29 protein-coding genes are annotated in these 25,329 nt (G+C 41.8%); 14 read left to right on the top strand and 15 right to left on the bottom strand.

Annotation, left to right across the window (positions count from 1 at the left end):
- Positions 1-376 precede the first annotated feature (376 nt).
- The 6 genes from ACYQ4S_RS05210 to ACYQ4S_RS05235 form a co-directional block, all read right to left on the bottom strand.
- On the bottom strand, positions 377-922 hold the full coding sequence (locus tag ACYQ4S_RS05210) for a GNAT family N-acetyltransferase (protein ID WP_346024354.1): 546 nt from the start codon (positions 920-922) through the stop codon (positions 377-379).
- Between the two features lie 94 nt (positions 923-1,016).
- Positions 1,017-2,366 carry a glucose-6-phosphate isomerase gene (locus ACYQ4S_RS05215; protein WP_459769821.1) on the bottom strand — a complete coding sequence of 450 codons (1,350 nt, stop codon included), beginning with the start codon at positions 2,364-2,366 and terminating at the stop codon, positions 1,017-1,019.
- A gap of 30 nt (positions 2,367-2,396) precedes the next feature.
- Positions 2,397-2,786 carry a hypothetical protein gene (locus tag ACYQ4S_RS05220; protein ID WP_459769860.1) on the bottom strand — a complete coding sequence of 130 codons (390 nt, stop codon included), beginning with the start codon at positions 2,784-2,786 and terminating at the stop codon, positions 2,397-2,399.
- A gap of 35 nt (positions 2,787-2,821) precedes the next feature.
- On the bottom strand, positions 2,822-3,214 hold the full coding sequence (locus tag ACYQ4S_RS05225) for a CvfD/Ygs/GSP13 family RNA-binding post-transcriptional regulator (protein WP_091268938.1): 393 nt from the start codon (positions 3,212-3,214) through the stop codon (positions 2,822-2,824).
- Positions 3,215-3,718: 504 nt separating this feature from the next.
- Positions 3,719-4,573 (bottom strand): ROK family protein, encoded by an 855-nt coding sequence (locus tag ACYQ4S_RS05230; RefSeq protein WP_459769824.1) that lies wholly within the window; start codon positions 4,571-4,573, stop codon positions 3,719-3,721.
- Between the two features lie 45 nt (positions 4,574-4,618).
- Complete coding sequence (locus ACYQ4S_RS05235) at positions 4,619-5,209, bottom strand: peptidylprolyl isomerase (RefSeq protein WP_346025327.1); 591 nt, start codon at positions 5,207-5,209, stop codon at positions 4,619-4,621.
- A 151-nt stretch (positions 5,210-5,360) separates the two neighbouring features.
- On the opposite strand from ACYQ4S_RS05235, the gene ACYQ4S_RS05240 reads away from it, so the two are divergent.
- The 3 genes from ACYQ4S_RS05240 to ACYQ4S_RS05250 are packed head-to-tail and all read left to right on the top strand — an operon-like array spanning position 5,361 to position 7,405.
- Positions 5,361-5,840, top strand: a complete 480-nt coding sequence (locus ACYQ4S_RS05240) for a divergent PAP2 family protein (protein WP_346025326.1) — start codon at positions 5,361-5,363, stop codon at positions 5,838-5,840.
- Between the two features lie 28 nt (positions 5,841-5,868).
- On the top strand, positions 5,869-6,870 hold the full coding sequence (locus tag ACYQ4S_RS05245; RefSeq protein ID WP_459769826.1) for an NAD(P)/FAD-dependent oxidoreductase: 1,002 nt from the start codon (positions 5,869-5,871) through the stop codon (positions 6,868-6,870).
- Between the two features lie 25 nt (positions 6,871-6,895).
- On the top strand, positions 6,896-7,405 hold the full coding sequence (locus tag ACYQ4S_RS05250; RefSeq protein ID WP_459769828.1) for a phosphatidylglycerophosphatase A family protein: 510 nt from the start codon (positions 6,896-6,898) through the stop codon (positions 7,403-7,405).
- Positions 7,406-7,472: 67 nt separating this feature from the next.
- Here ACYQ4S_RS05250 and ACYQ4S_RS05255 read toward each other — a convergent pair whose 3' ends face one another.
- The 6 genes from ACYQ4S_RS05255 to cls form a co-directional block, all read right to left on the bottom strand.
- A complete protein-coding gene (locus tag ACYQ4S_RS05255; RefSeq protein ID WP_459769830.1) occupies positions 7,473-8,099 on the bottom strand; it encodes a TIGR01906 family membrane protein in 627 nt (208 codons plus the stop codon).
- A gap of 1 nt (position 8,100) precedes the next feature.
- The gene (locus tag ACYQ4S_RS05260; RefSeq protein WP_459769832.1) at positions 8,101-8,871 is read right to left on the bottom strand and encodes a TIGR01457 family HAD-type hydrolase; all 771 of its coding nucleotides are present in this window, start codon (positions 8,869-8,871) and stop codon (positions 8,101-8,103) included.
- 20 nt (positions 8,872-8,891) lie between these two features.
- Positions 8,892-9,608 carry a YutD family protein gene (locus tag ACYQ4S_RS05265; protein WP_459769834.1) on the bottom strand — a complete coding sequence of 239 codons (717 nt, stop codon included), beginning with the start codon at positions 9,606-9,608 and terminating at the stop codon, positions 8,892-8,894.
- Entirely contained in the window at positions 9,605-11,005 is a 1,401-nt protein-coding gene (locus ACYQ4S_RS05270) for a bifunctional metallophosphatase/5'-nucleotidase (protein WP_459769836.1), read from the bottom strand. Before ACYQ4S_RS05270 ends, ACYQ4S_RS05265 begins: the two co-directional genes overlap by 4 nt.
- A 61-nt stretch (positions 11,006-11,066) precedes the next feature.
- A complete protein-coding gene (locus ACYQ4S_RS05275; protein ID WP_459769837.1) occupies positions 11,067-11,936 on the bottom strand; it encodes an MBL fold metallo-hydrolase in 870 nt (289 codons plus the stop codon).
- A gap of 15 nt (positions 11,937-11,951) precedes the next feature.
- Complete coding sequence (cls, locus tag ACYQ4S_RS05280) at positions 11,952-13,499, bottom strand: cardiolipin synthase (protein ID WP_459769839.1); 1,548 nt, start codon at positions 13,497-13,499, stop codon at positions 11,952-11,954.
- Between the two features lie 356 nt (positions 13,500-13,855).
- Here cls and ACYQ4S_RS05285 point away from each other — a divergent pair, with 356 nt between their 5' ends.
- Positions 13,856-14,449, top strand: coding sequence for a ribonuclease H1 domain-containing protein (locus tag ACYQ4S_RS05285; protein ID WP_459769841.1), 594 nt, complete (start codon positions 13,856-13,858; stop codon positions 14,447-14,449).
- A gap of 122 nt (positions 14,450-14,571) precedes the next feature.
- Here ACYQ4S_RS05285 and ACYQ4S_RS05290 read toward each other — a convergent pair whose 3' ends face one another.
- Genes ACYQ4S_RS05290 through hisJ form a run of 3 tightly spaced genes read right to left on the bottom strand, consistent with a single transcriptional unit; the run spans position 14,572 to position 16,425 of the window.
- Complete coding sequence (locus tag ACYQ4S_RS05290) at positions 14,572-15,378, bottom strand: aldo/keto reductase (RefSeq protein ID WP_459769843.1); 807 nt, start codon at positions 15,376-15,378, stop codon at positions 14,572-14,574.
- Between the two features lie 46 nt (positions 15,379-15,424).
- Positions 15,425-15,646, bottom strand: coding sequence for a YdbC family protein (locus tag ACYQ4S_RS05295; RefSeq protein WP_091268463.1), 222 nt, complete (start codon positions 15,644-15,646; stop codon positions 15,425-15,427).
- Positions 15,643-16,425: a histidinol-phosphatase HisJ gene (gene hisJ, locus ACYQ4S_RS05300; protein WP_459769844.1), complete on the bottom strand. Its 783-nt coding sequence runs from the start codon at positions 16,423-16,425 to the stop codon at positions 15,643-15,645. Before hisJ ends, ACYQ4S_RS05295 begins: the two co-directional genes overlap by 4 nt.
- Before the next feature lie 134 nt (positions 16,426-16,559).
- On the opposite strand from hisJ, the gene ACYQ4S_RS05305 reads away from it, so the two are divergent.
- The 10 genes from ACYQ4S_RS05305 (at position 16,560) to ACYQ4S_RS05350 (ending at position 25,103) form a co-directional block, all read left to right on the top strand.
- The gene (locus ACYQ4S_RS05305; RefSeq protein ID WP_459769846.1) at positions 16,560-17,405 is read left to right on the top strand and encodes an ATP phosphoribosyltransferase regulatory subunit; all 846 of its coding nucleotides are present in this window, start codon (positions 16,560-16,562) and stop codon (positions 17,403-17,405) included.
- A 23-nt stretch (positions 17,406-17,428) separates the two neighbouring features.
- Positions 17,429-18,037 carry an ATP phosphoribosyltransferase gene (hisG, locus tag ACYQ4S_RS05310; protein WP_459769848.1) on the top strand — a complete coding sequence of 203 codons (609 nt, stop codon included), beginning with the start codon at positions 17,429-17,431 and terminating at the stop codon, positions 18,035-18,037.
- Entirely contained in the window at positions 18,038-19,288 is a 1,251-nt protein-coding gene (hisD, locus tag ACYQ4S_RS05315; RefSeq protein ID WP_459769850.1) for a histidinol dehydrogenase, read from the top strand. It abuts the gene before it with no gap.
- Positions 19,285-20,283, top strand: a complete 999-nt coding sequence (locus ACYQ4S_RS05320) for a pyridoxal phosphate-dependent aminotransferase (protein WP_459769852.1) — start codon at positions 19,285-19,287, stop codon at positions 20,281-20,283. Before hisD ends, ACYQ4S_RS05320 begins: the two co-directional genes overlap by 4 nt.
- Positions 20,280-20,861 (top strand): imidazoleglycerol-phosphate dehydratase HisB, encoded by a 582-nt coding sequence (gene hisB, locus ACYQ4S_RS05325; RefSeq protein WP_459769854.1) that lies wholly within the window; start codon positions 20,280-20,282, stop codon positions 20,859-20,861. Before ACYQ4S_RS05320 ends, hisB begins: the two co-directional genes overlap by 4 nt.
- Positions 20,858-21,436 carry an imidazole glycerol phosphate synthase subunit HisH gene (hisH, locus tag ACYQ4S_RS05330; protein ID WP_459769855.1) on the top strand — a complete coding sequence of 193 codons (579 nt, stop codon included), beginning with the start codon at positions 20,858-20,860 and terminating at the stop codon, positions 21,434-21,436. Before hisB ends, hisH begins: the two co-directional genes overlap by 4 nt.
- Positions 21,433-22,137 (top strand): 1-(5-phosphoribosyl)-5-((5-phosphoribosylamino)methylideneamino)imidazole-4-carboxamide isomerase, encoded by a 705-nt coding sequence (gene hisA / locus ACYQ4S_RS05335; RefSeq protein ID WP_459769857.1) that lies wholly within the window; start codon positions 21,433-21,435, stop codon positions 22,135-22,137. Before hisH ends, hisA begins: the two co-directional genes overlap by 4 nt.
- Entirely contained in the window at positions 22,138-22,902 is a 765-nt protein-coding gene (gene hisF, locus ACYQ4S_RS05340) for an imidazole glycerol phosphate synthase subunit HisF (protein ID WP_346025307.1), read from the top strand.
- Positions 22,895-23,536, top strand: a complete 642-nt coding sequence (gene hisIE / locus ACYQ4S_RS05345; protein WP_346025306.1) for a bifunctional phosphoribosyl-AMP cyclohydrolase/phosphoribosyl-ATP diphosphatase HisIE — start codon at positions 22,895-22,897, stop codon at positions 23,534-23,536. Before hisF ends, hisIE begins: the two co-directional genes overlap by 8 nt.
- A 667-nt stretch (positions 23,537-24,203) precedes the next feature.
- Positions 24,204-25,103 (top strand): cation diffusion facilitator family transporter, encoded by a 900-nt coding sequence (locus tag ACYQ4S_RS05350; RefSeq protein ID WP_346025305.1) that lies wholly within the window; start codon positions 24,204-24,206, stop codon positions 25,101-25,103.
- The last annotated feature ends 226 nt before the right edge of the window (positions 25,104-25,329 follow it).

A 25,329-nucleotide genomic window follows, 5' to 3' on the forward strand; every position in this document is an offset into this window, starting at 1 on the left:
GCTCATTGTATTACTTGTGAGTTAACCATGTTAACTCGTTTGTTGCCTTCGACTCCAAAAGAATCGAAGACCCCTGCACATTTGGTTGTTTCTACTTTGTTCAGTTTTCAAAGATCTATCTCGTTCAATTTTTGTTGTTTGTCTTTCGCAACAACTTTTATATCATACCATGTCGCTGTCTAAGCGTCAACCTTTTTTGAAATATTTTTGTTTATTTCTTCGAAGTTGAAAGCGTTACCTTTACTCGTATGACAACTATTTTAGTATAACTTATCGTCAATTACTTGTCAACGATTATTTCACTTTTTTTGTGTTGCCTTTACACATAAGTGTTTTGCAGCAACGAAATTAATAATAACAGGTATTTGGATCATCGTCAATACTTTTCAGTATCTTTTTTCACTTTCCATTCATAAAGGTTATAATCCTGCAGGCCTTCTCCGTTATCATAGTCATGGACTGTTTTTACATATTCAAATTCGTTCGCCTGATAAAATGAGTTTAAGTTTGGATTGCCTGCAATGCAGTCCAGCCTTATTCCTTGTTTCCCACTCTCTTTCGCAATCAACTGAGCTGCCTCCAGTAGAAATTTTCCTCTATTTTTTCCATGCTGGTCACTATCGAGTGCTATTCTGTGAAGGTAAAGATACTTCCTACTTTTCTCTTCTCCCCATAAGTCTATATCCCACGGTGTCTGCTTATCCCAGAGAGCAAACGTGCCTAATATACTTTTGTCCTTATAGGCTAGATAGACCTCTTTTCTCTCTACCGCTGCCTGAATATTATGTACATCCTCTCCTTTAAGCAGACCGGCCCATTGTTCAGATCCTTTATGGTTCAGCCACACTGCTGTACTGTGCAGGATCTTTTTAATCTTTGCTATATCAGAAACTTCTGCTTCTTTAACTATGATCTGATTCATTTCTACTCCCCCTATAGCTAATAATCATACCCTATTTTCGTTTAAAGGAAAAGAAAAAAGAAGAGCATAAATGCCCTTCTTTAAAAGTGAAAGTTTATAAACGATTGTTCAATTCTTTCGCAAGGTCCTCGAAACCAGGTTTTCCAAGTAAGGCAAACATGTTTCTCTTGTACGCCTCTACGCCCGGCTGGTCAAATGGATTGACGCTGTTCAGGTAACCTGATAAAGCTACTGCAATCTCAAAGAAGTAGAACAGGTAACCAAGAGTATAAGCAGACGTATCTGGAATAGTAACAACGAAGTTAGGTACTTCTCCATCTGTATGAGCAAGCAAAGTGCCTTCAAATGCTTTAGTATTTACAAAATCGATTTCTTTTCCTTCCAGGTAACCTAAACCATCAAGGTCTTCTTTTTCGGTAGGAATTGACATTGATTTGGAAGGTTTATCGACTTTAATGACTGTTTCGAACAGATTTCTTCTACCTTCCTGAATATACTGGCCTAACGAATGAAGATCTGTAGAGAAGTTGGCGCTGGATGGATAGATTCCACGCTGGTCCTTCCCTTCTGATTCACCAAATAACTGTTTCCACCATTCAGAAAAATACTGAAGTTTTGGTTCGTAGTTGATAAGCAGTTCAGTGACTTTTCCTTTTCTATATAGGATGTTTCGGAATGCAGCATACTGGTAAGCCAGATTACTGTTTAGATCATCTTCTGAGAAATCACTACGAGCCTGAGCTGCCCCTTTCATTAATGCAGTGATGTCTCCACCACCTACTGCTATTGGAAGCAGACCAACAGCTGTCAGGACAGAAAAGCGTCCGCCCACATCATCGGGAATGACAAACGTCTCATACCCTTCTGCATCTGCAAGAGATTTAAGTGCCCCTTTTTCTTTGTCTGTCGTCGCATAGATTCTTCCTTTAGCTTCTTCTTCCCCGTACTTGTCGATCAGCAGGCTCTTGAAGACTCTGAATGCTAAAGCAGGTTCTGTAGTAGTTCCAGATTTAGAAATCACGTTGACAGAAAAATCCTTATCTCCAATTACTTCTATTAGATCACTGATGTAAGTAGAGCTGATATTATTTCCGGCAAAGAATATTTGCGGAGCGCCTCGGTTTTCGCTGTTTAACTCGTTGTAGAAGGAATGTGTAAGGAAGTCCAAAGCCGCCTTAGCTCCAAGGTAAGATCCCCCGATTCCAATAACGACTAAAACGTCAGAATCTGATTTGATTTTCTGTGCAGCTTTTTCTATGCGAGCAAACTCTTCTTTGTCGTAGTCTACAGGCAGATCGACCCAACCTAAAAAATCATTTCCTGGACCAGTCTTCTCCTGAATCATCTTGTGCGCTACATCGACTTGCGGCTGCATGTTTTTCAGTTCGTCTTCATTAATAAATTGTCCAACCACTTTTGAGTAGTCAAAATTGATTTTAGTCATATTATCATCCTCCAAAATAGATTAATTTGCTTATATAAGTAGAAATTGCGGAACACCAGAAATTTTCCATTGTTCCAATGTGGTGATCACGTTTTCTGAATGCACCCATGACAGATCCGTATTTTCGGTTAATAAGTCATCGGGGCGGTCGAGGTCGCCGTTTTCATAAATGAAAACGAACAGTGGGATCCGATTGTCGTCTACGATGGCATTAGTCAGCTCATTAAGTTCAAGCTTTTCAATGTCCAGATTGCTTACTTGCTTAAGCCTGTCGATTACACTGGCAAGGCCTGTTTGTTTAGGCTTTACAGTTGTTGCTAAAAAAGCAAAGCCTTCATCTTGTTTCCTTACAAGGAACACATACCGTCCATTTTCATCTTTTACAAGAATCGTACATGCAACATAATGATTTTCTTTCATCAAGTTTATTAACACCTTTCTAAGCAAATAATCAGTCAGCCGTTTCTTCTGCTGTTCTTTTGTGCATCTATTTCATTCAGTGCCTGCTCTACCCACTTTGGCAGCTTGTCTTCGATCGACTTAAATCCGATTCCAGTTTTCTTCCCATAGCGGGCAATGTTACGTTTGTTTGAAAATGGATGGAATTTAGGTTTATGCAGACTTCTTAGTGACAGGCTGATTTTTCCGGAATATTCGTCAATATCCATAATGATGACATCCACCATATCTCCTTTATTGATGACATCGGAGATGCTTTTGATATATCCGTGTTTTAATTCAGATATATGTATGAGGCCCTGTGTTTCATCATCTATCGCTACAAACACGCCATATGGCTGGATCCCAATGACTTTTCCTCTAACTTTTTGTCCTATTTTGTACACCATGAATTCCCCTCTCCGTCATCATGGTTTTCATTAAATCATCCTTTAGTAGTATAGCATGAAATGAAAGATATTGGAAACTATCTTCTTTTAAACTCCCCTTGCATTTAGCCTATATTTAGCTGATACTATGGGTAAAGACCATTGGGGTGATGTTATGAATTTTGACAAAGTGATCGACCGTCATAAAACTGGGAGTGTCAAGTGGGATTTGACAGAAGAGTGATTCAGCAGTCAAAATGCTTTGCCATTTTGGGTGCCCGATATGTACTTTGATAATCATGAACCAGTCTACGATCAAGATTTAAAAAATCGCTTCGTCTCTGTTCGGCATCAGTTACGGCCAAAACGTCAAATGTTTCATGCGGCTGAATTTTGCAGTACCCGAATCCGTACTCAGAGATGGTCTGAACAGAATCAGAAAAGTATTTGAACAATAAGAAAAAGTCCCTTCAGGAATATGAGCCTCTAGTAAAGTGACGGCCGTATACCTGATGGGACTATTCGTTATAATGCGCGTTGAGCGAGTATGAGACAGCCAGTAATGCCGGCATCATCTTTCAGTTGTGGTGAGACGATGTATTCTTCCATATCGGGGGTCTGTACATAGTCATTCATCAGTCGTATGAATTTGTCTCTGATGAGCGGGAAAAGCTGAGCCTGTTTCATGACTCCTCCGCCTAAAATAATTTTCTCAGGACTAAGTGTCAACGTATAACTCATTAGCGCCTGGGCAAGGTAGTGAGCTTCAATCTCCCAGACTTGCTCATTATTCGTAAGCTCCTGAGCTTTCTTCCCGTAGCGTTTTTCTACAGCCGGTCCTGCGGCGAGCCCTTCAAGGCAGTCCCCATGGTAAGGACAGTGCCCTTCGAAATGATCTTCAGGATGTTTTCTGACAAGGATGTGTCCCATTTCAGGATGACCAAATCCTTCTAAAGGTTCTCCTTTGATCACTGCCCCGCCACCTACGCCGGTTCCTACAGTAAGGTAGAGACAGGACTCTTTTCCCTTGGCAGCACCATAGGTCAATTCACCTAGGGCCGCAGCATTTACGTCTGTGGTCCAGCCCATTGGAACAGAATACCTTTCTTTCATCACACCGATAAAATCTGTGTTTTCCCAGGCCGTTTTTGGGGTAGATGTGATGTACCCATAAGTCGCTGATTTTATGTTGACATCTATTGGGCCAAATGACCCGATTCCGATGGCGCTGACGTCGTACTGATCAAAAAACTCGAACACTTTCTCAAACGTTTGTTCCGGAGTCGTGGTCGGGATCGACTGTCTTTCTAAAATATTGAACTCATCATCGCTGACGGCCAATACAAACTTCGTTCCTCCAGCTTCTATTGCACCTAACATGTCATGCCTCCTAAACTTATAAAATTACTGATTGAATGGCCCCTGTTAGTCTTGGATCGTGACCGTTTCAATGATGATATCTTTATTAGGTTTGTCCATTGCGTTTCTTTCTACATTCTGGATCGCTTCAGCTACTTCGTATCCTTCAATGACATGACCGAATACAGTGTGTTTCTGATCAAGCCAAGGGGTTCCCCCGTTTTCCTTATATGCTTCAATGATTTCTTCCGGGAATCCTGCACCTTCTAGTTGAGAAACCATTTGTGCTGGAGTATCGCTCATAGTCACGATGAAGAACTGACTTGAGTTAGTATTTGGTCCTGCGTTAGCCATAGACAGTGCGCCATTCAGGTTGAACAGCGATGGACTGAATTCATCTTCGAAGTTCCCTCCAAAAAAACTTTCACCGCCCATTCCGCTTCCAGTAGGGTCTCCACCTTGTATCATAAAATTTGGAATGACACGGTGAAAGATGACACCGTCATAGTATCCTTTTTTTGATAGTCCGACAAAGTTTTCTACTGTCTTAGGTGCCTCTTCAGGAAAGAGCTGAATAGTGATGTCTCCCATGTTGGTTTTAACTACAGCTTTTGGTCCAGTTACCTGATCCAAGTTTAATTGTGGAAATTGAGTCATTCGTATTCCTCCTAATGTTTATCTCTATTTAGTGTACCGCAGTTCTGTTGGATTGCCAATAACTTTCTAATTGTAACACTTTTTAATCATCATCAGTATTTATTCATGTTATTATTAAGAAGGTTTCTATTTTAATCAAAGGAAGATTTTCATGACACTATTTAACAATTATCCATTGGTAGCTGCTTTTTCAGCTATTATTATTTCTCAGATCATCAAAGTCCCTGTTGCTCTATTATTAAACCGGCCATCATCAGTGGCACTTGCCACATCGACTGGTGGGATGCCGAGTTCTCACTCGGCAGGAGTAACTGCCCTGATAACGAGTATGATATCAGAATACGGCATTCAGTCTCCATATGTAGCTATTGCCGCGACATTCGGGGTCATCGTCATGTTCGATTCCATGGGGGTCAGACGCCAGAGTGGTGAACATGGTATTCTGATCAATGAACTGCTAGCTGATTTCGAAAATTTCAGAAAAAAGTTCACTCATCAGACTCAGGAAGAGATCGAAGCAATGAAAGAAGAAAGGCAGTCCAGGGAATATCTTGGACACAAACCGATTGAAGTCTTTTTTGGTATTCTTTCAGGTGTCGTGATCGCTTTGTTGATTGGCATGCTATATTGATCTACAGTTATATTATGGAGGGTTTGTTTTGAATCTGTCAGAAGAACTATACGATATCACTATTATAGGCGGTGGGCCTGTAGGCATGTTCGCAGCTTTCTATGCGGGTATGAGAAATGCAAAAACTAAACTGATCGAATCACTCCCTGTACTGGGCGGACAAGTCTCCCTCCTTTATCCGGAGAAAACTATTTATGATGTAGGAGGATACGCAGGTGTTACCGGAAAAGAACTGGTTCATCAGCTGACCGCGCAGATGCAGCACTTCGACCAGACGATTTGTCTTGATGAAAAAGTACTGACCATTGACAAACTGGACGATCAGCTCTTTAAATTAACGACCAATAAAGGCAGTCATTTTTCTAAGACAGTGATCATTACAACTGGTCAGGGCTCCTTCAGCCCGAGAACCTTATCTCTTCCCAATGCAGAAGTTTTCGAGGAAGCTAATCTGCATTATATTGTCAAAGATCTGGAGCAGTATAAAAATAAAACTGTTGTCATATGCGGCGGAGGGGATACAGCAGTTGACTGGGCACTGACTCTGGAGCCCATTGCCAAAAAAGTTATTCTTGTTCACAGACGAGAGCGATTCAGGGCCCATGAAGGCTCTGTGGAGATGGTAAGGTCTTCCAGTATTGAGGTCCTTACTCCTTATATCCCTCACAATTTCGTGGAGGAAAACGGGCAGCTTAAAGCCGTGGAATTTAAAGAAACACGAGGAGAATACAAGTTCTCTGTCGATCTGGATTATTTCATTGTCAATTATGGTTTCGTCTCTTCACTGGGTCCAGTAAAAGACTGGAATATCGCTCTTGAACAGACCGATATCGTCGTCAATTCAAAAATGGAAACATCCATTGAAGGAATTTATGCTGCAGGTGACAGTATGACCTTTGATGGCAAAATAAAGCTGATTGCCACGGGATTTGGAGAAGCCCCTACTGCGGTCAATCATGCCATTCATTCCATTTATCCAAATGAACATGCTCAGCCAATCCAAAGTACAAAATTAACTTTTGAAGATTAATAAACACTAATAAGGAGGAGTCAAAATGGTTCAATCAGGTTCAGAACTGCATAAAGTAGCTTTAAAGAGGTTAAAAGACAGAGGTGTGACTCTGGAAGAGATTGCCGAACTGGTTTATGATCTTCAAAAACCTTACCTCACAGAAATCACCATGGATTTATGCTTGGATAATGTTCAAGCTGTCATCAGGAAACGAGAGGTTCAAAATGCCATTCTGACTGGAATAGAGCTTGATGTATTATGCGAAGAAAACAAATTGTCTAGTCCCCTTCAGGAAATCATCAAAGAAGATGAGGGGCTGTATGGAATTGATGAGATTCTAGCTTTATCCATTGTCAACGTGTATGGCTCCATTGGTTTCACCAACTACGGGTTTCTAGACAAAACTAAGCCAAAAGTCATCAGTCGACTAGATTATCACAAGAATACACAAGAAACCCATACATTCCTGGATGACATCGTCGGTGCAATCGCTGCGGCTGCAGCAAGTCGGGTTGCACACGATAATCCTGAAATCTCAGATATAATGAAATAACAGATAAAGACCGGTCCCTCACATAAAATCTGCCAGATAGGCAGACTCATGTAAGTGACCGGTCCTTTTAATTGAATGCACGTTTTTTGCTGTACCAGTACATCCCGATGAATGCTCCTTCTATGAGAATGAAAAATAGAATGAAGCAGTACATAAAGAATTCCTGTGGAAGTGCCAGGATGATGGGATCCGTAGCGGGATTGAACAGCCAGTAATCGTTGTTGAAGAAAATCTCGTGAAATAAAACGAACATTCTGTCAAAGTTTACTGCCAGAAAGAAAAGCAGCGCAGGCGGAACCAGACTTGCAATGAAAAATGGTCTCTGGAGTGTCCAGATCATTCTGTTTCTTTTAACGTATCTCATGTAAAAGAAACTGGTCACGCTGGAAATGATCAGAATCCCGTAATTGATGTAAAAGAGAATCTTGACTTCCCAGAAATGAAACAGTCCGCTCTCTGAACTCGGAAAATCCAAAAACTCCAGTTCAGTGATCCAAGGAAAATGGAGATACCTTAGGAGCACGTAGTAATTGTCCATGATTCCTTCGTAGGTCATATTCAACCGTTCAGGTAAATCATGAATTCTGACAGTCAGCTGGTAAAGTGGAGTAAACAAGATGACCACCGCAATACTTGCAGTGATGATCAGGAGGATCAGACTCGTTACACCTCCTGCTTTTCTTAGAGCATTCATTCTAAACACTCCAATCATCCAAGGTGTCTATCACAAAAGTCGGCTCATCAGCAAACTGGTCGAGATCCTCTTTTGACGTAAAGCCTGTGAGTACCAGAAGCGTATCAACTCCATTGTTGATACCTGCGAGGATATCCGTTTCATAATTGTCTCCGACCATCAGAACCTCATCACGGTTCAGACCTATTTTCTTAAGTGCTGATTCCATAATGTAACTCTCCGGCTTTCCAATAAAAGTCGGTTCCACTCGTGTCGATTTTTCGATGAGAGCGACTAGAGAACCAGCTCCAGGTACGAGCCCTAATTCATTAGGCAGGTTCGTGTCTTTGTTAGTTGCAATGAATGAAGCCCCATTCTGAATGGCCAGACTGGCAATCATACATTTTTCATAGGTCAACTCTCTATCCAAGCCGACGACTACATGATCGATATCCTCTTCGACAATCTCACATCCGACCTGTTCCAAGGCTTCGATCAGGCCCTTCTCTCCGACAACAAACACTCTGTTGCCTTCCAGGTTCTTAACATAATCAGCTGTGGCCAGGGAACTGGTGTAGACTTCCTCTGCTTCTGCGGGAACATTGAACTGGGATTTCAATTTAATTGCCACTTCTTCCGGACTACTGGTAGAATTGTTAGTCAGGAATATATAAGGGGTCTGACTCTTCTTAAGTTGACGGATAAAGCGCGGGGCCTGTTCGATAGGTTCTTTTCCCTTATACATAGTGCCGTCCAGATCGATAAGGTATCCTTTATAATTGTTGTCAGTCATTTGGAAACTCCTTTACTTAATTACTTTTTCTTTCTGATCTGAAAACGCGTGCTACCCTTTTCATTTTTCACTTCTTTTACATTTTCAGTCTTTTTTGTATTGGGCTTGCTTTCAGTCCGGTTCTTTTTAGTGAAAGACTTTCTGTCTGCCTTCTTTTTAGTCGGCTCACTTGCTTTCTTTTTCTGTGAGTCACGTGATGGCTTTTTCGTTGACTCTTTTGCAGCCTTGGCTCCAGTAGACTGGCTCTGTTTTTGTCCGGAAGATTTTCTTCTTGACTTATCTGATCTTCTCTTCTGAGGTTTTTTCTGAGTCTGCTTGAAGTGAGGATCCGGGTTAGGATACGACCGCTGTTTCTTCTTCGTTTCAAGACTCTCAAGAACAAAATAAGCACAGCCGAAACTGCAGTATTCACTCAAGTAGTCTTCTAGGTGACCGATTTTCATATCAATTGGTGCTTTTTTGTTGCTGTCGTGATAGAACCCTCTTAATCTTAATTTGCCATATGACATATCTCCGACGATAAAGTCATATTTTTCCAGTAGATCAGTGTATCGGTCCTCAAGCAGTTCCAGATCAAGCGCATCTCTGTAATTTTCTTTGATTGTATACCTGTCACCGGCAATCTCAAGTGTTTCGGTATCAAGTTTTTTCACTACTTTTTCATCTGTTTTGACCAGTTCATCAATCTTATCCTCAGTGCCTGGTCGGCTAATATTCTTTTCTTTATTGTCTGTCACGATGATTCTTCCCTTTCATCTAATAAATTCGAAGTCTGGTGTGCAATGTAATTACCGACGATTGTTCTTAAGAAATCGGGACTGATCATTCTAACAGAGGCCTGTGCCTGAAGTTCCGGAAAGAAAGGAACATAAAGAAAATAGTCAACTGTGATCAGTTTATACTGTCTGTTCTGATCAAGTTCTTTTCCATTGATATAGATGCCCTCTTTGTTCTTTTCTATTCCCTGAAAATAAAGATCTCCAAATATCTTTCCTCTAAATCCGTATCCTTTAACAGGCAATATTTTCAACTTTTCTCTCTGCTGCTCCATTTGATTGAGCAGTCGCCTGAGGCTGTTTCCGTTCATGCTTACCTCGACTACTCTCATCGGGTGCGGAAGAACTTCATGCAGCTGCCTCCTGTTGATCAGCCCTTTGGGAAGCGACTCTAAAAAAAGCCCTGTATTGACCACAGCGATGTTCGTCTCGCTCAAACTGGTCATAGCTGCAAGCGTCAGTGAAATCAGATTCGGTTCTGCAACTTGCTCTTTGTTGAGTGGATGCTTCAATTCCCCAAGAACTTCATGCTCCAGCATCCTGTTTCCTATTCTGTAAAGTTCATTCATGTCCACGTGTTCATCTGGAACAGGATCAACTTGTGAACGGACATCGATTACTTCAGCAGTCATTAGCATCTGATTGTCTTTACCATATTCTAACGTAATTTTCCCTATATGTGTACCAAATTTTCCAGCACCGGCTATCAGTGTGCCTTCGATCATTTCGCCTTCCGGCAGCAGGTGATGAGTATGTCCCCCCATAATTATGAGTACTTCTGGGTAGCGTTCAGCTATCTCCCTGTCAGTGGGCAGCCCTAGGTGGCTCAACAGAATAAACCCATCTACCTTGTTTCTGTACGACCTTATTAGTTCATCAAGGACGTGGAAAGGATCTTCTACATTCCACCCCAATGAATCATAACTCATCGGCAGTGGAATGGTCAGACCGACTAGTGCAAATGTATGCCCGCCATTAGTTTCGAGCAAAATAATTTCTCTTGCCCAGTCCGGTCTGCTATTTGTTTCTTTATCTTTTAAATTGGATACAACCACTTCATATCTAGCTTCAGAAAACAAGTCATTAAGCTGATCTTTAGTATTTCCAATCCCCTCATTATTTCCTATAGTCACAGCATCGTATGCTCCATCATGAAGAAGCTCTGCAATTGCTTTCCCGTCTGTTGCCTCGGTCAGAGGATGGACTCGGTCTGTGGCATCTCCGTCATCAAAGACATATACTGTTTCCTTTTTACTCATCAGCCTTTGTTTCTCCTGGGTCAGAAAGTGTGCTATTCTGGGCCAGTATGAAAGCTGAGAATGAATATCGTTGGTATGAAAGATCGTAATCTTTTCCATTGTTTTTCCTCCAGCTTTATACTATCACATTCGACCCCTAACTCCTATTTTTCAAGTAATTTCAAAGATGAAATGCTTCTGCTGGATCTTTGGTCCGTTTAAGAGACCAGCTAATTTCCCTGGTCTCCTTATCAAATACCAGTGCTCTGTAATACGCGTCATGATAATAAAGAAACGTCCATCCTTCTTCCAATCCTCTGTTGATCCAAGTCTCTTTTGCTTCGATGGAATCGAGCGGATAGTCATCGAAGGCAGTGACCCATAATGGGTTGATATGTGCATGTGTGGGGAAGACATCCGATAAATGTACTGCCACCTTCTCTCTATTCGTTATCTTGACCAGGCATTGCCCTGGACTATGACCTCCTATATGGATCAGTTCGATTCCTTTTCCTACTTCAATCGAATCATCGAAACAAGTTATCTGAGAAGCGATCGCACGCCAGTTATCTTCCCAATATGTTCCGCTCGTACGTTTGGAGGGATGCTGTATAGCTTCCCATTCCCTGCTCTCAACGAAAACCTGCGCATTTGGAAACACTGGTACTTTCCGACCGTCGACATCTTTCACTAAGCCGGTAACATGGTCGAAGTGCATATGGGTCATGAGCACTCTGTCAATGTCCCCTGGTTCAAATCCGAGTAAGGCCAGGTCTTCTTCTATGGTCGATTCTTCATAGGCGCCGTATATCAGCTTCTGTTTGTCCGAGAGTCGACCCCTACCGATCCCTGCATCAATGAGTGAAAGCGTGTCATTTTTTTCAATGAGCATCGGTTCAGTCACGAGTTCAATCTGATTTTTTTCATTGCACGGGTAGCGACGGCTCCACAAAGGTTTAGGTACCGGTCCAAACATGGCACCTCCATCCATCATGGTCACTCCTCCGTTTAACCAGGTTATTTTAGTGGATCCAATCGTCAGCGAGTCCATAGCCTCATCCTTTCTTTACATCAGCGGGGCAAATAGTCTCAGTACACTTTTCGTCAGACGTCTGACGGGAGATTGATTTACCGTATAATCAGTCATCAGTTCACTGGACCTGATCGTTTCGTCAAAATCTTTTCTAATGTCATGCATGATTGTCCCCCCAAATAATATTACTGCATTCTCAAAATGGAGGTACAAGCTTCGATAATCAAAATTGATGGTCCCGACAAGTGCTGCTTCATCATCCACAAGAACAGTCTTTGCATGCATGAACCCTGGTGTATACTCATATATACTGATGCCTGCCTCTATCAGTTCAGAGTAGTAAGACTGTGTGGTCATGTGAACGAGATACTTATCCCATTTCTTAGGCGTAATGATTTTTACATCGATTCCACTTTCGGCTGCCAGTATGAGTGCAGTTTCAAGGTTTTCATCTAGTATCAGATAGGGGGTGTAAATACACACCGATTCTTTTGCAGCATGTATCATTTTAATCAATACATGTTCACCAAAGTTTTTCTTGTCAGTCGGACTGTCAGAGAAGGGCTGGACATAATGTGTTGAATGAGCCTCACTTGTACTGGTCTCCCAGTTAACCGGTTGAAGGCTTTTTAAATCTTCAGTATCTATATGATCGTCCATAGACTGCCATAACTGAAGGAAAATGAGTGTCAGACCCCAGGCTCCTTTCCCTGTCAGCTTGATCCCATTGTCTTTCCAGTGACCGAACCTCTCAATTTCGTTAATATATTCATCAGCTATATTTATTCCACCAGTAAAAGCTACTTTTCCGTCGATTGAAAGGATTTTTCTATGGTCCCGGTTATTTTGTGAAGAGGTAATAATAGGATGGAATGGGTTATATATTCGACAACTGATTCCCTTTTCTTCCAGCTGCTCTTTCATATCGGAAGGCAAGGTAACGAAACTGCCAATGTCATCATACAAGACACGAACATCTACTCCCTGCTCTGCCTTTTCAACCAGCAAGTCCAGAAGTTTTTCCCACATCTTACCTTCTGCCACAATAAAAAATTCAAAAAATATGTAGGACTCTGCTTTACTGATTGCCTCCTGCATAGCCTCAAAATATGATTCTCCAATCGGATAATAGGCTGTCTCAGTATGATTATAGACTGGAAAGCCACCAGCATATGTCAGATAATGCATGAGTCTTCCATGATGAGGAAAATCAGTTTTCGCTTCGTTTAAAACTGGCTCCTCATGTCCAGCAAATGAGAAATGAACCTGGTAAATCTGTTCGAGTTTTGCCTGCAGCTTTTTTGTCTGTGTCTGTCTTTTAAATATCAAGTAAAATAATGTGCCGTATACAGGAAAAATCAGGACTTGCAAAATCCATGTAATTTTATAAGCTTCTTTTCCTCTCTCCCAGACAACATGAAGAGCTACACCTATAGACAGTATGGTAAACACTGTCTCCAAGAAAAAGGAATAGGCCAGCGACTGGTTAACTACGAACCCGAAAATCGCAAATTGAATAATAATTAACAACGCCAATATGACTCTTCTCTTAAATAATTGCATCAACCATTTTTTACTCAAGTTTTTCACTCCTTCGTCCTCTGTTAAGCCTACCTTTTTTCTTCAGGTTTGTCACTATCTCAATAAGGGTTTTTAGTTTATACGCTTCCATATGTATATTCCATTTATGCTGATCTTTGTGGGACTGTTCAGATCTTATTATTCCCGTCTTTCCCTACTATTTCATATCGATATCGTCAGCTTAGATGCCTTTTCTTCATCTTTAACGTGATGAGTGAAGGTGTCTTTTCTTATAGATAAGAGTTTTGAATGACCGCTCAATATTGATAATGAGGTGCCCTGACGGACCATGATATTGACATTCCCTCCATTTTCTTCTAGAGTAATATTAAGATTGAATGAATTAAGGAGTACCTATGCCAAAAAAATATTACGCAGTTAAAAAAGGAAGACAGACAGGTGTTTTCACAACTTGGAGTGATGCTCAAAAAGTGATCTCTGGCTTTTCAAACGCAGAGTTTAAGTCATTTACGACTAAATCTGAGGCCGAGAATTATCTGAAGGGATCAGATTCCGCTCCTGTTGAAGAAACCCCTGAGTCGGTCATTGCCTATGTAGATGGATCATTCGATAAACGGGCAAAAAAATACAGTTACGGTGTAGTCATGATTAAAGATGGAAAAGTGCTTGATGAACTGGCTAATGCTGCAGATGATCCGAAGTATGCTGAAAGCTTTCAAATTGCAGGAGAATGCTTTGGGGCCTTAAATGCCATAAAATGGGCAGTCAGTCATGGCTATAAATCGGTCATCATTCATTACGATTATCTAGGAATTGAAATGTGGGCTACTGAAAGATGGAAAGCCAATAAAACAGTCTCTAAAGATTACGTCACCTACTTCAAGAAATACGCTCAGGAAATCAATGTCCATTTTGTAAAGGTTAAAGCTCACACCGGCGTTCTTTACAATGAACGAGCTGACCAGTTGGCTAAGCTTGCACTTAAATAGATACCAGGACTGAATAACAATAGATTCATCGATGGATCACAAAGATGAGCCTATAAAAACCGTCAGGCTAAGGAATTAACCTCCTTGATCTGACGGTTTTTTTCTGTCTCGGTTCCAGTTTCTTACAGTTCGTCGATTCGACTCATGTCTTCATCAGAAAGTGTGAAATCCAGACTTTCCAGATTAGCTTTCTGGTTCTCAGGGTTATGCGATTTCGGAATCACGATCACGCCGCGCTGGGTCTGGTAACGTAGAAGAACTTGTCCCCAGGTTTTATTATAAGCTGTGCCTATGTCCCCCAACACCTCTCTATGCGCCTCAGAGGTTTTCATTGGTCCCCAGGCTTGCGGTCGGATATCTTCCTTAAACATGTACTTGATCCATTCATTGTTCCATTCAGTCGGATTGGACTTGATCTGGTTCACTGCCGGCTTGACAGTAGCAAAAGCATCCAGGCGTTTCAAATCATCGATTGAAAAATTAGATACCCCGATTGTTTTGATTTTGTCTTTTCCGACGTACTCTTCCAGTACTTCCCAAGTCAGACGCAGTTTCTCTTCATCTTCAATAGGTTTATGGATCAGGTACAAGTCGATGTAATCTGTCTGCAGGTTTTCAAGACTTTGATCGAGTGTCTTTCTAACTGCCTCTTTATCTTTGATATACTGATCATCTGCCGGAATTTTAGTTGTGATAAAAAATTCTTCACGAGGAATGCCGCTGTCTTTAATCGTTTTGCCCACACCTGCTTCGTTGCGGTAGGAGATGGCAGTATCGATCAGACGATACCCTAAATTGATTGCGGACTCAAGTGCAGAGAAGTCGCCATTCAATTTACCATTGTAATCATTGTTTTCTTTGCCGTAAGTATTTGTTCCTGTCCCCAAGTATGGGATGGATAAACCATTATTCAGCCGAACTTTTTCCAATACTATCTCTCCTTCATTTCCATATTTACCTTTATAGTACCTGTCTTTACAGGTCGATTTCAAGTAATTGTTTCTTCAATGCCTTCATTTCTGTATTGTCCAGTGTAATTCCCTTTCCCATCTTCAAGTGATCCGGGCTCCAGTCTCTAATATCGAACTTAGCTGGTCTGTCGTTCCAACTAACCAGATTCAGTTCTTTCCTCCAGCCTTTGGGATTCTCTGACAAGACTGCTAAGTGCTCAAGTACTTCAAAATTTAATTGACTCATTTTTTTATACTCCTTTCAAAATAGCGTCCGACTTCATCGGGATGATGGGCATCTGATCCGAATCTAAGAGGGATAGCTAAATCAACTGCTTTTTTTACCAGAGTTTCTGGTGGATAGGTCTGCTTGTGGTAGGGCTTATCCAGCCCGGCGAAATTGTAATCCATCCGGTACCCCTTTTCTTTAATACGTTCGAGTACCTTGACCCAGTCGATCGTGTCGACCTGGTCGTACGCTTTCTCAAACTTATTGATCAGCGTAATATGACCGATCGTTTTAGGGGTTAGTTCACCATAAGGATCGGCAAGTGCTTTATAAAGTGTATCTTCGTATTTACTGACTAATGTATCATACCCGACTTCACTGATTTTTTCTAAAAATGCATCCTTCTCGTAATCGATACAGAAATACTCTTCATTGCTCAATCGGATCATATGAACACTGAGTATGGAATGAGGAACGAAATCGGAATGTTTCTTCAGAAACTCAAGTGTCTCTTCTTCTTTCCCTTCAATATAGTCAATTTCAAACCCTATATTAATGATCAGCTGATCCTTATATTTTTCCTTCAGTTCCTTTCCCTCTTTAATATAAGCCTCTACATCTTCCCAGGACATAGCACTGTCATTCTCAGGAGTCGGGTCATCGATGACCAGAGGGGCATGTTCTGTAAAGGTCATTTCCTTCAATCCTTTACTGATGGCTGTCTTTACGTATTCTTCCATTTCAGCATCCGAACCGTGCGGGCAGTACTGAGTGTGTATATGACTATCTGATAACATAAGTCCTCCTTATTATAGGTGACAACAAAACAGCTTTCACATTAACTAATTTTATGTTAGTATTTTTTTATTACGTGATTTAGATACTCCTATTGTATCAAATCATTAAAAAAAGAGAAATGAGGAAACGACTAATGCTATTCGAACAGAATAACCAGCATATATTGGATAAAAAACATCAAGAATGGGAGTTTCTCCATCATTTCCATCATCTCGGTTATGACCTGCTCGACCTCTCGATCCTCGAAGAATTTCGCTGGGACAGTTTGTCACCAGATGATTTAAAATCAATGACCAACCGGTATACCTGGCAGGCAAACGATTCCCTTCTATCAATCAGAAGCGACTGGACGGATGCCATAGTCAGATACCGGAAAAAATACAAATTAAAAACTGATAAAATAGCTTATTCCGGTCCGGTTTATTCCTATAACAAGGAACGCATGCAGTTCGGAATGGAGATTTTCTCAGAAGATATCGATACACAGCAGTCGTCAATGAAAGATCTGCTTGATTATCTACAGACTCATCTTAAACAGACGGTTTCAGTAGCAGTGATCAGTCACTATTCTCTATTGAAAAGACTACTGAGTAAAGACGAACTTCAAGATCCGGAAGTCAGACATCTGTTGAGAGAACGTAACCTGGATGGACTGACTAAGTATTTAGGTCAAACTCATCCTGTCGTTCAACTGATGAGCCAACCGGTTCCCGACCAGCTCCATTTCGCCAGAGACCAGTTTCCTGACCTGAAAGACCCAGTCAATGAAATTATCAACTGGCGTAATGCACTGGAAGAAAAAAATATCCCGATAGTTTACAGTGACTTATTCTCACTTCCGGCTCAATCGTACTATAAGGGGATTTTTCTGCAATTCTATACTGATCAGACTGTAGAGCCGATCGTTACCGGCGGACAGTATTCCAGTCCGACAAAAGCCTTTGGTATGGCGATCAACCTAACAGACTTAACATACTAAACCGTTTTGTGAAGGAGCAAGAGATGATTACTATAGCTTTATCAAAAGGAAGACAGTTGAAAGACTTTATAGCATTTTTAAAAAGCATAGACATGACCAACTGGAGCGATGCACTCGAATCAGTGTCTAGAGAATTGGTTGTGAACACCGACTCAGTGAGATTTCTTTTGGTCAAAGGTGAAGATGTTCCAGTTTATGTGGAAGAAGGCGTCGCTGATTTGGGCATAACAGGAAGTGATGTCCTGTACGAACAGAACAGACACATCAATAATCTGATGGATCTGCCGTTCGGCTACTGCCACTTTGCACTGGCAGCTAAAGAACCTAAGGATGTCTATCCAGTTGTAGCTACAAAATATGTACAGTTTACTCAAAATTACTTTGATTCAATTATGCAGCCTGTTAAAATCATCTATCTAAAAGGTTCAGTTGAACTGGCCGCGACAATCGACATGGCCGATGCCATCATGGATATCGTTCAGACAGGTACGACTCTAAGAGACAATGGTCTGGAAGAACAGATTCGTCTTGATGACATCAATGCACGCCTTATTTCAAACAAGCATGCATTCTTCTCTAAGAATACTGAAATACAGTCAATCATCAATCAATTCAAAAAAGTAGGTGCTTAGATGTACACAGCTCAGTCATTTAAAGATAAATTTAAAACGATCAATAGTGTGGACTGGACGAAAACGCAATCGGTCATGGATATTATCCAGTCTGTTCAGAAAGACAAAGATTGTGCTCTTAAATCATACAGCAGTCAGTTCGATAACGTGGACATCGATGAGCTTGAAATTCCTCGGTCTGAACTGGAAAAAGCCGTTTCTTCCATAGATGATGATTTGAGACATGCTATGGAGGAAGCACATGACAATATCAGTCGTTATCAGTCTTCCATTAAGCTATCAGATAGTGAAGGAAAGGAACTATTCCAGAAAGTACATCCTCTCAAACGTGTCGGTGTATATGTGCCTGGAGGAACGGCGCCTTTACTTTCTACCGTTTTAATGACGGCTGTTCTTGCGAAAGTAGCTGGTGTAAATGAAATCATCGTGACTACTCCGCCTCAAACTGATGGTGTACATCCAGCTATTCTTGCTGCATGTCACATTTCAGGCGTTGACCGTGTCTTTCAGGTTGGCGGCGCACAGGCTATTGCAGCCCTTGCATATGGAACTGAAACGATCCCTAAGGTAGATAAAATTGTTGGTCCTGGCAATCAGTATGTTGCTTTGGCCAAGAAGCTTGTATACGGCGATGTGGGCATCGATTCAATTGCAGGCCCAAGTGAAATAGTCATCGCTGTTGATGAAAGCACTAACGCAAAATGGGCAGCTTTCGACATCCTCGCTCAAGCTGAACACGATGTTGAAGCTAGAACATTTTTAGTAAGCGAGAATGAAGCTAAACTTCAGGAAATTTATGGACAGGTTCAGAAAGGGCTTAGGAAACAGCCTCGTGAGTCGATCATCAGAGAAAGTCTGGCAAATCATCACTTTAATATTCTGACCGATTCTAGAGACGAAACAATCGATATCATCAATCTGATTGCAGGCGAACATGTCTCGATCCAGACTAATGATGCAGCTGATTATGTGGACCGTATTACCACAGCTGGTGCTTTGTTTATCGGCGACTATTCGCCTGAAGCCATTGGGGATTATATTGCCGGTCCGAGTCACGTCCTTCCAACTGGAGGCACTGCTCGATTCAGCAATGGTCTGACAGTAAATGATTTCTTAAGAACAAACTCAATTATTGCTTTAGAAAAAGAGACATTCATGACCATGGCACCAGGAGGCATGCGCATGGCCGAAGAAGAAAAACTGAATGCTCACTATGATTCATTAGCCAGCAGATGGGAGGATCTCAAATGATTCGAATAGATAAAAACGAAAGTCCTTACCGCGCACTCAGCGAAGAAGAAATAGGAAAAATCGCTGTAGACACGCACTTTAATCAATATGCAGAAGATGAGTATCTGGAACTTCAGAAGAGTTATGCAGCATACAATGGATTTGATCCTGATCTGATTTCATTTGCAAACGGGTCTGATGAATGGATACAGAAAGCAATGATCGTTCTTGGTGACAGGCCTGTTCTTGTGCTGGATCCAGACTTTGTGATGTATGAAGAATATGCCAAGCAGTTCGGACGTAAACTGACAAAAATCAACTGTCTTGACGACTGGACCTTCGATTACGAAGAAGTCTATAAGAAGATCAAGGAATTAAATCCTTCTGTCTTTATCTTTTCACAGCCGAATAACCCATTCGGTACGCTTCATCCTTCAGAGTTCGTCGAACAAGCTTCAGTTCTTATGAAAGAAGCTGGCGGTTATTTCATTATTGATGAGGCTTATGGAGAGTTTATTGAAGATCAGATGACTTATCCTGAAGGCGATCATGTCATCCGTCTAAGAACCTTGAGTAAGGTTTACGGCTTGGCAGGTCTGCGTGTAGGTGTCGCTACTTCTACAGAGAAGACGATGGGCATTCTCAACTCTATCGCCCACCCTTATCCGTTAAACACGTTTTCTCTTAACGTAGCCAACTACCTTCTCAACCAGACTGACCGTCTGGATAAATTTATTGAATTGAACCGTACTCTTTCAAAAAATCTGAAACAGATTTTCCAGGACGAAGTCGGTGATGTGATCGATATCCTGGACAGTTCGACTAATTTCATCTTTACCTACGGAGAAAAAGCTGTCGATCTGGGAGAATACATTGTCGAACGAGGATTTTTACCAAGAATGTATCCAGAATCCGACAATCCTGCATTAAGACAGATTGTCAGATATTCCATCGCCACTGAAGAGCAGCTAAGTGATCTGCAGACTATTTTAAAAGAATGGAGACAAGCGCAATGACCATAACTAAAGAACGCAAGACAAAAGAAACCTCTATTAAGTTGTCTATCAGCAAAGGACTTGAAGCGTCGCATATCGATACTGGCGTCGGCTTTCTGAACCATATGCTGGACCTCTTTGCGTTTCATGGTCATTATGTCATCGAACTTAAAGTGGATGGCGACACAGATGTTGATGATCACCACACCACAGAAGATGTCGGTATCCTGCTTGGACAGGCAATTGCTGAACTGATGGAAGATAAGTCATCCATTCAGCGCTACGGTACGGCTTATATTCCTATGGATGAGACATTGACTCGAACAGTCATTGATGTCAGCGGACGTCCTTATCTGCACTTTGAAGCAGCTTTTTCCAGCCAGACCGTTGGTACCTTCAACGTTCAGCTGGTCAAGGAATTCTTTTATGCGCTGACGATTAATGCCCGTCTGACGGCGCATCTTGACCTGATCAGAGGCGGCAATACACACCATGAAATCGAGTCTCTCTTCAAGTCTTATGCTCAGGCTCTTCGTCAGGCGGCCAGCGACTCCTCTATTTCCAGACTGCCTTCTTCGAAAGGAGTGATCGAAGCATGATTGCGATCGTCGACTACGGGCTCGGAAATATTGCCAATTTGACTAATGCCTTGACTTATCTGGGCTATGAAGTGAAAGTTACTCACGATGTTGAAGAGCTGGAAGAGGCTGACCAGATCATCCTTCCCGGTGTCGGTCATTTCAAAGATGCCATGACCCGTTTGAATGAACTCGATCTGATTCCGGAGCTGAACAAACTGAAGGAAACCAAGCCGTTTATCGGTATCTGCTTAGGCATGCAGCTGCTTTTCGAGCACAGTGAAGAAGGAAATGTCGACGGGTTGAACTTCCTTCCCGGACAAGTCAGGAAGATGATCTGCCAGCTACCTGTTCCTCACTTGGGCTGGAATAAACTTGATGCGCCAAATGCTTCTCTGAATGAAGACGTCTATTTCATACATTCATATAAAGTCCATACGGAAGAAAATGTCGTGGCAAAAGCGACTTATGAGGACGATGTGGTAGCTATTGTTCAGAAAGACAACATCATCGGCATTCAGTTTCACCCGGAAAAAAGTGGCGACAAAGGTCTTCAGATTCTTGATCAGGCACTGAAAGGCGGGTACATCAAATGATAGAATTATGGCCGGCGATCGATCTGATCGATAACGAAAGTGTCCGACTGACCGAAGGAGATTACGGGACGAAAGAAGTCATGAGTCGTACTCCCCAGGAAGCCATCGCCTTCTACAATCAGTTCGACCAGGTGAAACGGATTCACATTGTCGATCTGATGGGTGCCCTTCATCAGAAACCTGCAGAGGAAGCTTTTATTAAAGATCTGATTCAAACGAGCGAACGTCCTGTTGAAATCGGTGGCGGCATCCGTAAACAGGAAACAATCGATTATTATTTAAAAAACGGGGCTTCTTATGTCATAGTGGGTACCCGTGGGCTTCTAGACAGTGAATGGCTGAAAAAAATGGCTGATCTCTACCCAGGAAAAATTTACTTGGGTCTAGATGCAAAGAAAGATCAGATTGCGGTAAACGGCTGGACAGAGTCAGTGGACCGTACGATCTTTGATGTAGCTGAGGAAACGGCTTCCTTGAAACTTGGCGGGATCATCTATACTGACATCTCAAAAGATGGAAAAATGCAGGGACCAAACTTTGAACTGACAAAAGCTTTAGTCCAGGCGACCCCACACTCGGTCACTGCTTCCGGAGGGATCAGAAGTCTTGAAGATATGAACCAGCTTGAAGATGCAGGTGTCAAAGCTGCGATCGTTGGAAAAGCAGCTAATACGACTACATTCTGGGAGGGCATCAATTAAATGATAAAGAAACGAATCATCCCCTGTCTGGATGTAAAAGATGGTGTAGTCGTTAAAGGAATCCAGTTTAAAGGACTGCGGGAAATCGGCGATCCTGTTGAATTGGCGAAACGATACAATGCGCTCGGTGCCGACGAGCTTGTCTTTCTTGATATTTCAGCAACTCAGACCGGTAATGCATTAATGCTCGATGTTATCAGTAAAACGGCAAAAGAACTGTTCATCCCTATGACAATCGGAGGCGGACTGAAGTCCATCGAAGACATTTCTGCTGTACTGAACGCCGGTGCAGATAAAGTCAGTCTGAACTCGGCCGCGCTTAAAAATCCCGATCTGATCAATGAAACAAGCGAAAAATTCGGTGCCCAATGCATCTGTATTGCCATCGATGCGAAATGGGAAGAAGATAAGCAGGACTGGTTCTGCTACACTCATGGCGGCAAGCAGCGTACGGATATCCGGACAATTGACTGGATTAAAGAAGTCGAACGTCGTGGAGCTGGCGAACTGCTGGTCACAAGTATGGACTACGACGGCATGCAGAACGGCTTTGATCACAAACTTCTTTCCATCATTCAGAAAGAAGTCACCATTCCAATTATCGCTTCTGGCGGTGCCGGCAGTGCCGAAGATTTCATCTCTCTTTTCCTGGAGACAGATGTGTCAGCTGGACTGGCTGCCTCCATTTTCCATGACCAGGATGTATCCATTCAGCAAGTGAAAGATCTATGCGATTCGAAAGGAGTGCCTGTAAGACATGTCTGATTACACTACACTTAAACCTGACTTTTCAAAAGGATTGCTACCGGTTATCCTACAGCATCATATCACGAAAGAAGTCCGTATGATGGGCTATATGAACGAAGAAGCGTTTGAACTCACTAAGAAGGAAAAAGTCGTCTGGTTCTTCTCCCGTTCAAAAGATAGACTGTGGAAAAAAGGCGAATCCAGTGGGAATATGCAGTACATCACTGACATGTATCTGGATTGTGATGATGATGCTCTTCTAATTATGGTCGATCCAGCTGGCCCTACTTGTCATACAGGCAGCGACAGCTGTTTCAACCTTGCGTCTTCCTTCTCCTTACGGGATATTGAAGCCATGGTAAAAAATCGTGCGACATCTTCTGATGAAAAATCTTATACACATTATCTTCTCAACGAGGGTATTGATAAGATCAGTAAAAAGTTCGGAGAGGAATCCTTTGAACTAGTCATCGGTGCCAAGAATGAAGATAAGGAAGAAATCAGGAATGAGGCGGCCGACGTGCTGTATCATTTAGGTGTCCTTCTCCATCAATCCGGTGTCACAGTAGATGATGTGGAATCTGTTCTGGCTTCACGTCACCAGAAGAAAAACAACTTTAAAGGTGAACGCCAGTCGATCAACGAATGGTAGTATCGCCTGGTTAAAGTAATCGTTAAATCATTCGACCCTTTATTAGTTATAGACAACTAGCTTGTCATCTGACTAATAAAGGGTTTTTTGTTCGATTATATTGCCAGCCGCTGGCGGTTGCCAGATTGCGTTCTTTCTTGGTTGTGTGTCAGATTGACCACTCAACTTATATTTCCATCTCAGTGGACCATAACCCTTCAACTACTGACCACTCAACTTATATTTCCATCTCAGTGGGTACTAATCCCTCAACTATGGACCTCTCAACTTATTTTTCCATCTCAGTGGGCACTAATCCCTCAACTACTCACCTCTCAACTTATTTTTCCATCTCAGTGGGCACTAATCCCTCAACTACTCACCACTCAACTTATATTTCCATCTCAGTGGACCATAACCCTTCAACTAAAAGACATTCACTTCCTATTCCCTTATACTAATCCAGCTGACCATTCTCCAGTCAGTTTACAATAATCTCCACATTTTTTGGAAAAAGAGATCATCCTTTTTCACATTACTCTATACCTATTTTTAAATTTAAATAGTGTGGTTTCTCGTCCGTCCTAAAAAATAAGTAATTGTTAAAAAGGAAGCTCCTGTTGTTGAAAAGTTCCGAACCATTATATACTATAAGTAGGATCTGTTTAAAAAGATGGAGGAACAAAATATGCCCAATAAATACAATAGAGTAAAACTTGCCGAACGCGGAGCTCGAGTAAGCATCAGTGTGTATATCATTCTAGCTCTGGTAAAAGTTCTGCTCGGTTATTTTCTGAATGCCGCCTCTCTCTCAGCTGATGGGTTCAATAACCTTACCGATGTCGTCTCTTCAGTAACTGTCCTAATAGGACTCAAGACTGCACGAAAACCAGCCGATTCCGATCATCCTTATGGGCACTGGAAAGCTGAACCGATCGCCAGTCTGATCACTTCCTTCATTATGCTGTTTGTCGGGTTTCAAGTCCTTCAGAGCAGTATTGTAAGAATAATCAGTGGAGAAATCACGCCTCCAGATCAGTCAGCTGCCATTGTATCTGTCGCAAGTGCGATTGTATTGTATCTCCTTTACAGATTCAATCTGTCTCTGGCAAATAAAGCTAACAGTGCAGGCCTTAAAGCTGTCTCCAAAGATAACTTGGCAGACAGCCTGACCAGTTCAGCTACCGCCATTGCCATCACAGGAGCTTCGTTCGGCTGGGGCTGGCTTGACGGAGTAATGGCTGTCATCGTATCACTCATCATCATCAAAACAGGTGTAGAAGTATTCAAGGACAGCAGCTTTTCCTTATCTGACGGGTTCAAAGATAAACATCTGACGGAATATAAAAATGAGATTCTTCTTCTGCCTCATGTGAAAGAAGTTGCGACAATTAAAGCACGGATGTACGGGGCTAATACCTATGTCGATGTGACGATCCTGGTGGACGGGATGATGACCGTTCAGGAGGGACATGATGTGACTGAAATGATTGAGGAAGTGCTGTATGAAAAATATGATATCATGCATACTGATGTTCATGTTGAACCTGATACAATTGAAGACCAGTTCAACAAGGATCAGATGTAGACTACAGATATTTTAAGTAAAAAAAGACACGGTAACGGTCATTTCCTTTGTTAAATCAGGACCTGACTCGTCTCGTGTCTTTTTTACTTTCTGATTACTTCCTGACTTTAGTAGTTTTCAATGAGAATAAATTGTAAAAGTGTTGATTTAATCAATAAATCAACACTTTTTATTTCTTTTTTAGTTGTCCACTTATGTACGTTTATGATATAATCTATTTATGGAG

This window comes from Alkalibacterium sp. s-m-28, assembly GCF_054658175.1.

What these genes read in the sequence shown, in the direction of transcription:
- hisH (WP_459769855.1), top strand. Translation starts at nt 20,858, where the DNA reads ATGATTGCGATCGTCGACTACGGGCTCGGAAATATTGCCAATTTGACT.
- ACYQ4S_RS05260 (WP_459769832.1), bottom strand. Translation starts at nt 8,871, where the DNA reads ATGACTGACAACAATTATAAAGGATACCTTATCGATCTGGACGGCACT.
- ACYQ4S_RS05230 (WP_459769824.1), bottom strand. Translation starts at nt 4,573, where the DNA reads ATGTTAGGTGCAATAGAAGCTGGAGGAACGAAGTTTGTATTGGCCGTC.
- ACYQ4S_RS05255 (WP_459769830.1), bottom strand. Translation starts at nt 8,099, where the DNA reads ATGAATGCTCTAAGAAAAGCAGGAGGTGTAACGAGTCTGATCCTCCTG.
- ACYQ4S_RS05270 (WP_459769836.1), bottom strand. Translation starts at nt 11,005, where the DNA reads ATGGAAAAGATTACGATCTTTCATACCAACGATATTCATTCTCAGCTT.
- hisJ (WP_459769844.1), bottom strand. Translation starts at nt 16,425, where the DNA reads ATGTTATCAGATAGTCATATACACACTCAGTACTGCCCGCACGGTTCG.
- ACYQ4S_RS05215 (WP_459769821.1), bottom strand. Translation starts at nt 2,366, where the DNA reads ATGACTAAAATCAATTTTGACTACTCAAAAGTGGTTGGACAATTTATT.
- ACYQ4S_RS05235 (WP_346025327.1), bottom strand. Translation starts at nt 5,209, where the DNA reads ATGACTCAATTTCCACAATTAAACTTGGATCAGGTAACTGGACCAAAA.
- ACYQ4S_RS05295 (WP_091268463.1), bottom strand. Translation starts at nt 15,646, where the DNA reads ATGAGTCAATTAAATTTTGAAGTACTTGAGCACTTAGCAGTCTTGTCA.
- ACYQ4S_RS05240 (WP_346025326.1), top strand. Translation starts at nt 5,361, where the DNA reads ATGACACTATTTAACAATTATCCATTGGTAGCTGCTTTTTCAGCTATT.
- hisIE (WP_346025306.1), top strand. Translation starts at nt 22,895, where the DNA reads ATGTCTGATTACACTACACTTAAACCTGACTTTTCAAAAGGATTGCTA.
- hisB (WP_459769854.1), top strand. Translation starts at nt 20,280, where the DNA reads ATGACCATAACTAAAGAACGCAAGACAAAAGAAACCTCTATTAAGTTG.
- ACYQ4S_RS05350 (WP_346025305.1), top strand. Translation starts at nt 24,204, where the DNA reads ATGCCCAATAAATACAATAGAGTAAAACTTGCCGAACGCGGAGCTCGA.
- ACYQ4S_RS05285 (WP_459769841.1), top strand. Translation starts at nt 13,856, where the DNA reads ATGCCAAAAAAATATTACGCAGTTAAAAAAGGAAGACAGACAGGTGTT.
- ACYQ4S_RS05275 (WP_459769837.1), bottom strand. Translation starts at nt 11,936, where the DNA reads ATGGACTCGCTGACGATTGGATCCACTAAAATAACCTGGTTAAACGGA.
- ACYQ4S_RS05320 (WP_459769852.1), top strand. Translation starts at nt 19,285, where the DNA reads ATGATTCGAATAGATAAAAACGAAAGTCCTTACCGCGCACTCAGCGAA.
- hisF (WP_346025307.1), top strand. Translation starts at nt 22,138, where the DNA reads ATGATAAAGAAACGAATCATCCCCTGTCTGGATGTAAAAGATGGTGTA.
- ACYQ4S_RS05250 (WP_459769828.1), top strand. Translation starts at nt 6,896, where the DNA reads ATGGTTCAATCAGGTTCAGAACTGCATAAAGTAGCTTTAAAGAGGTTA.
- hisG (WP_459769848.1), top strand. Translation starts at nt 17,429, where the DNA reads ATGATTACTATAGCTTTATCAAAAGGAAGACAGTTGAAAGACTTTATA.
- ACYQ4S_RS05210 (WP_346024354.1), bottom strand. Translation starts at nt 922, where the DNA reads ATGAATCAGATCATAGTTAAAGAAGCAGAAGTTTCTGATATAGCAAAG.
- ACYQ4S_RS05220 (WP_459769860.1), bottom strand. Translation starts at nt 2,786, where the DNA reads ATGAAAGAAAATCATTATGTTGCATGTACGATTCTTGTAAAAGATGAA.
- hisA (WP_459769857.1), top strand. Translation starts at nt 21,433, where the DNA reads ATGATAGAATTATGGCCGGCGATCGATCTGATCGATAACGAAAGTGTC.
- ACYQ4S_RS05225 (WP_091268938.1), bottom strand. Translation starts at nt 3,214, where the DNA reads ATGGTGTACAAAATAGGACAAAAAGTTAGAGGAAAAGTCATTGGGATC.
- hisD (WP_459769850.1), top strand. Translation starts at nt 18,038, where the DNA reads ATGTACACAGCTCAGTCATTTAAAGATAAATTTAAAACGATCAATAGT.
- ACYQ4S_RS05305 (WP_459769846.1), top strand. Translation starts at nt 16,560, where the DNA reads ATGCTATTCGAACAGAATAACCAGCATATATTGGATAAAAAACATCAA.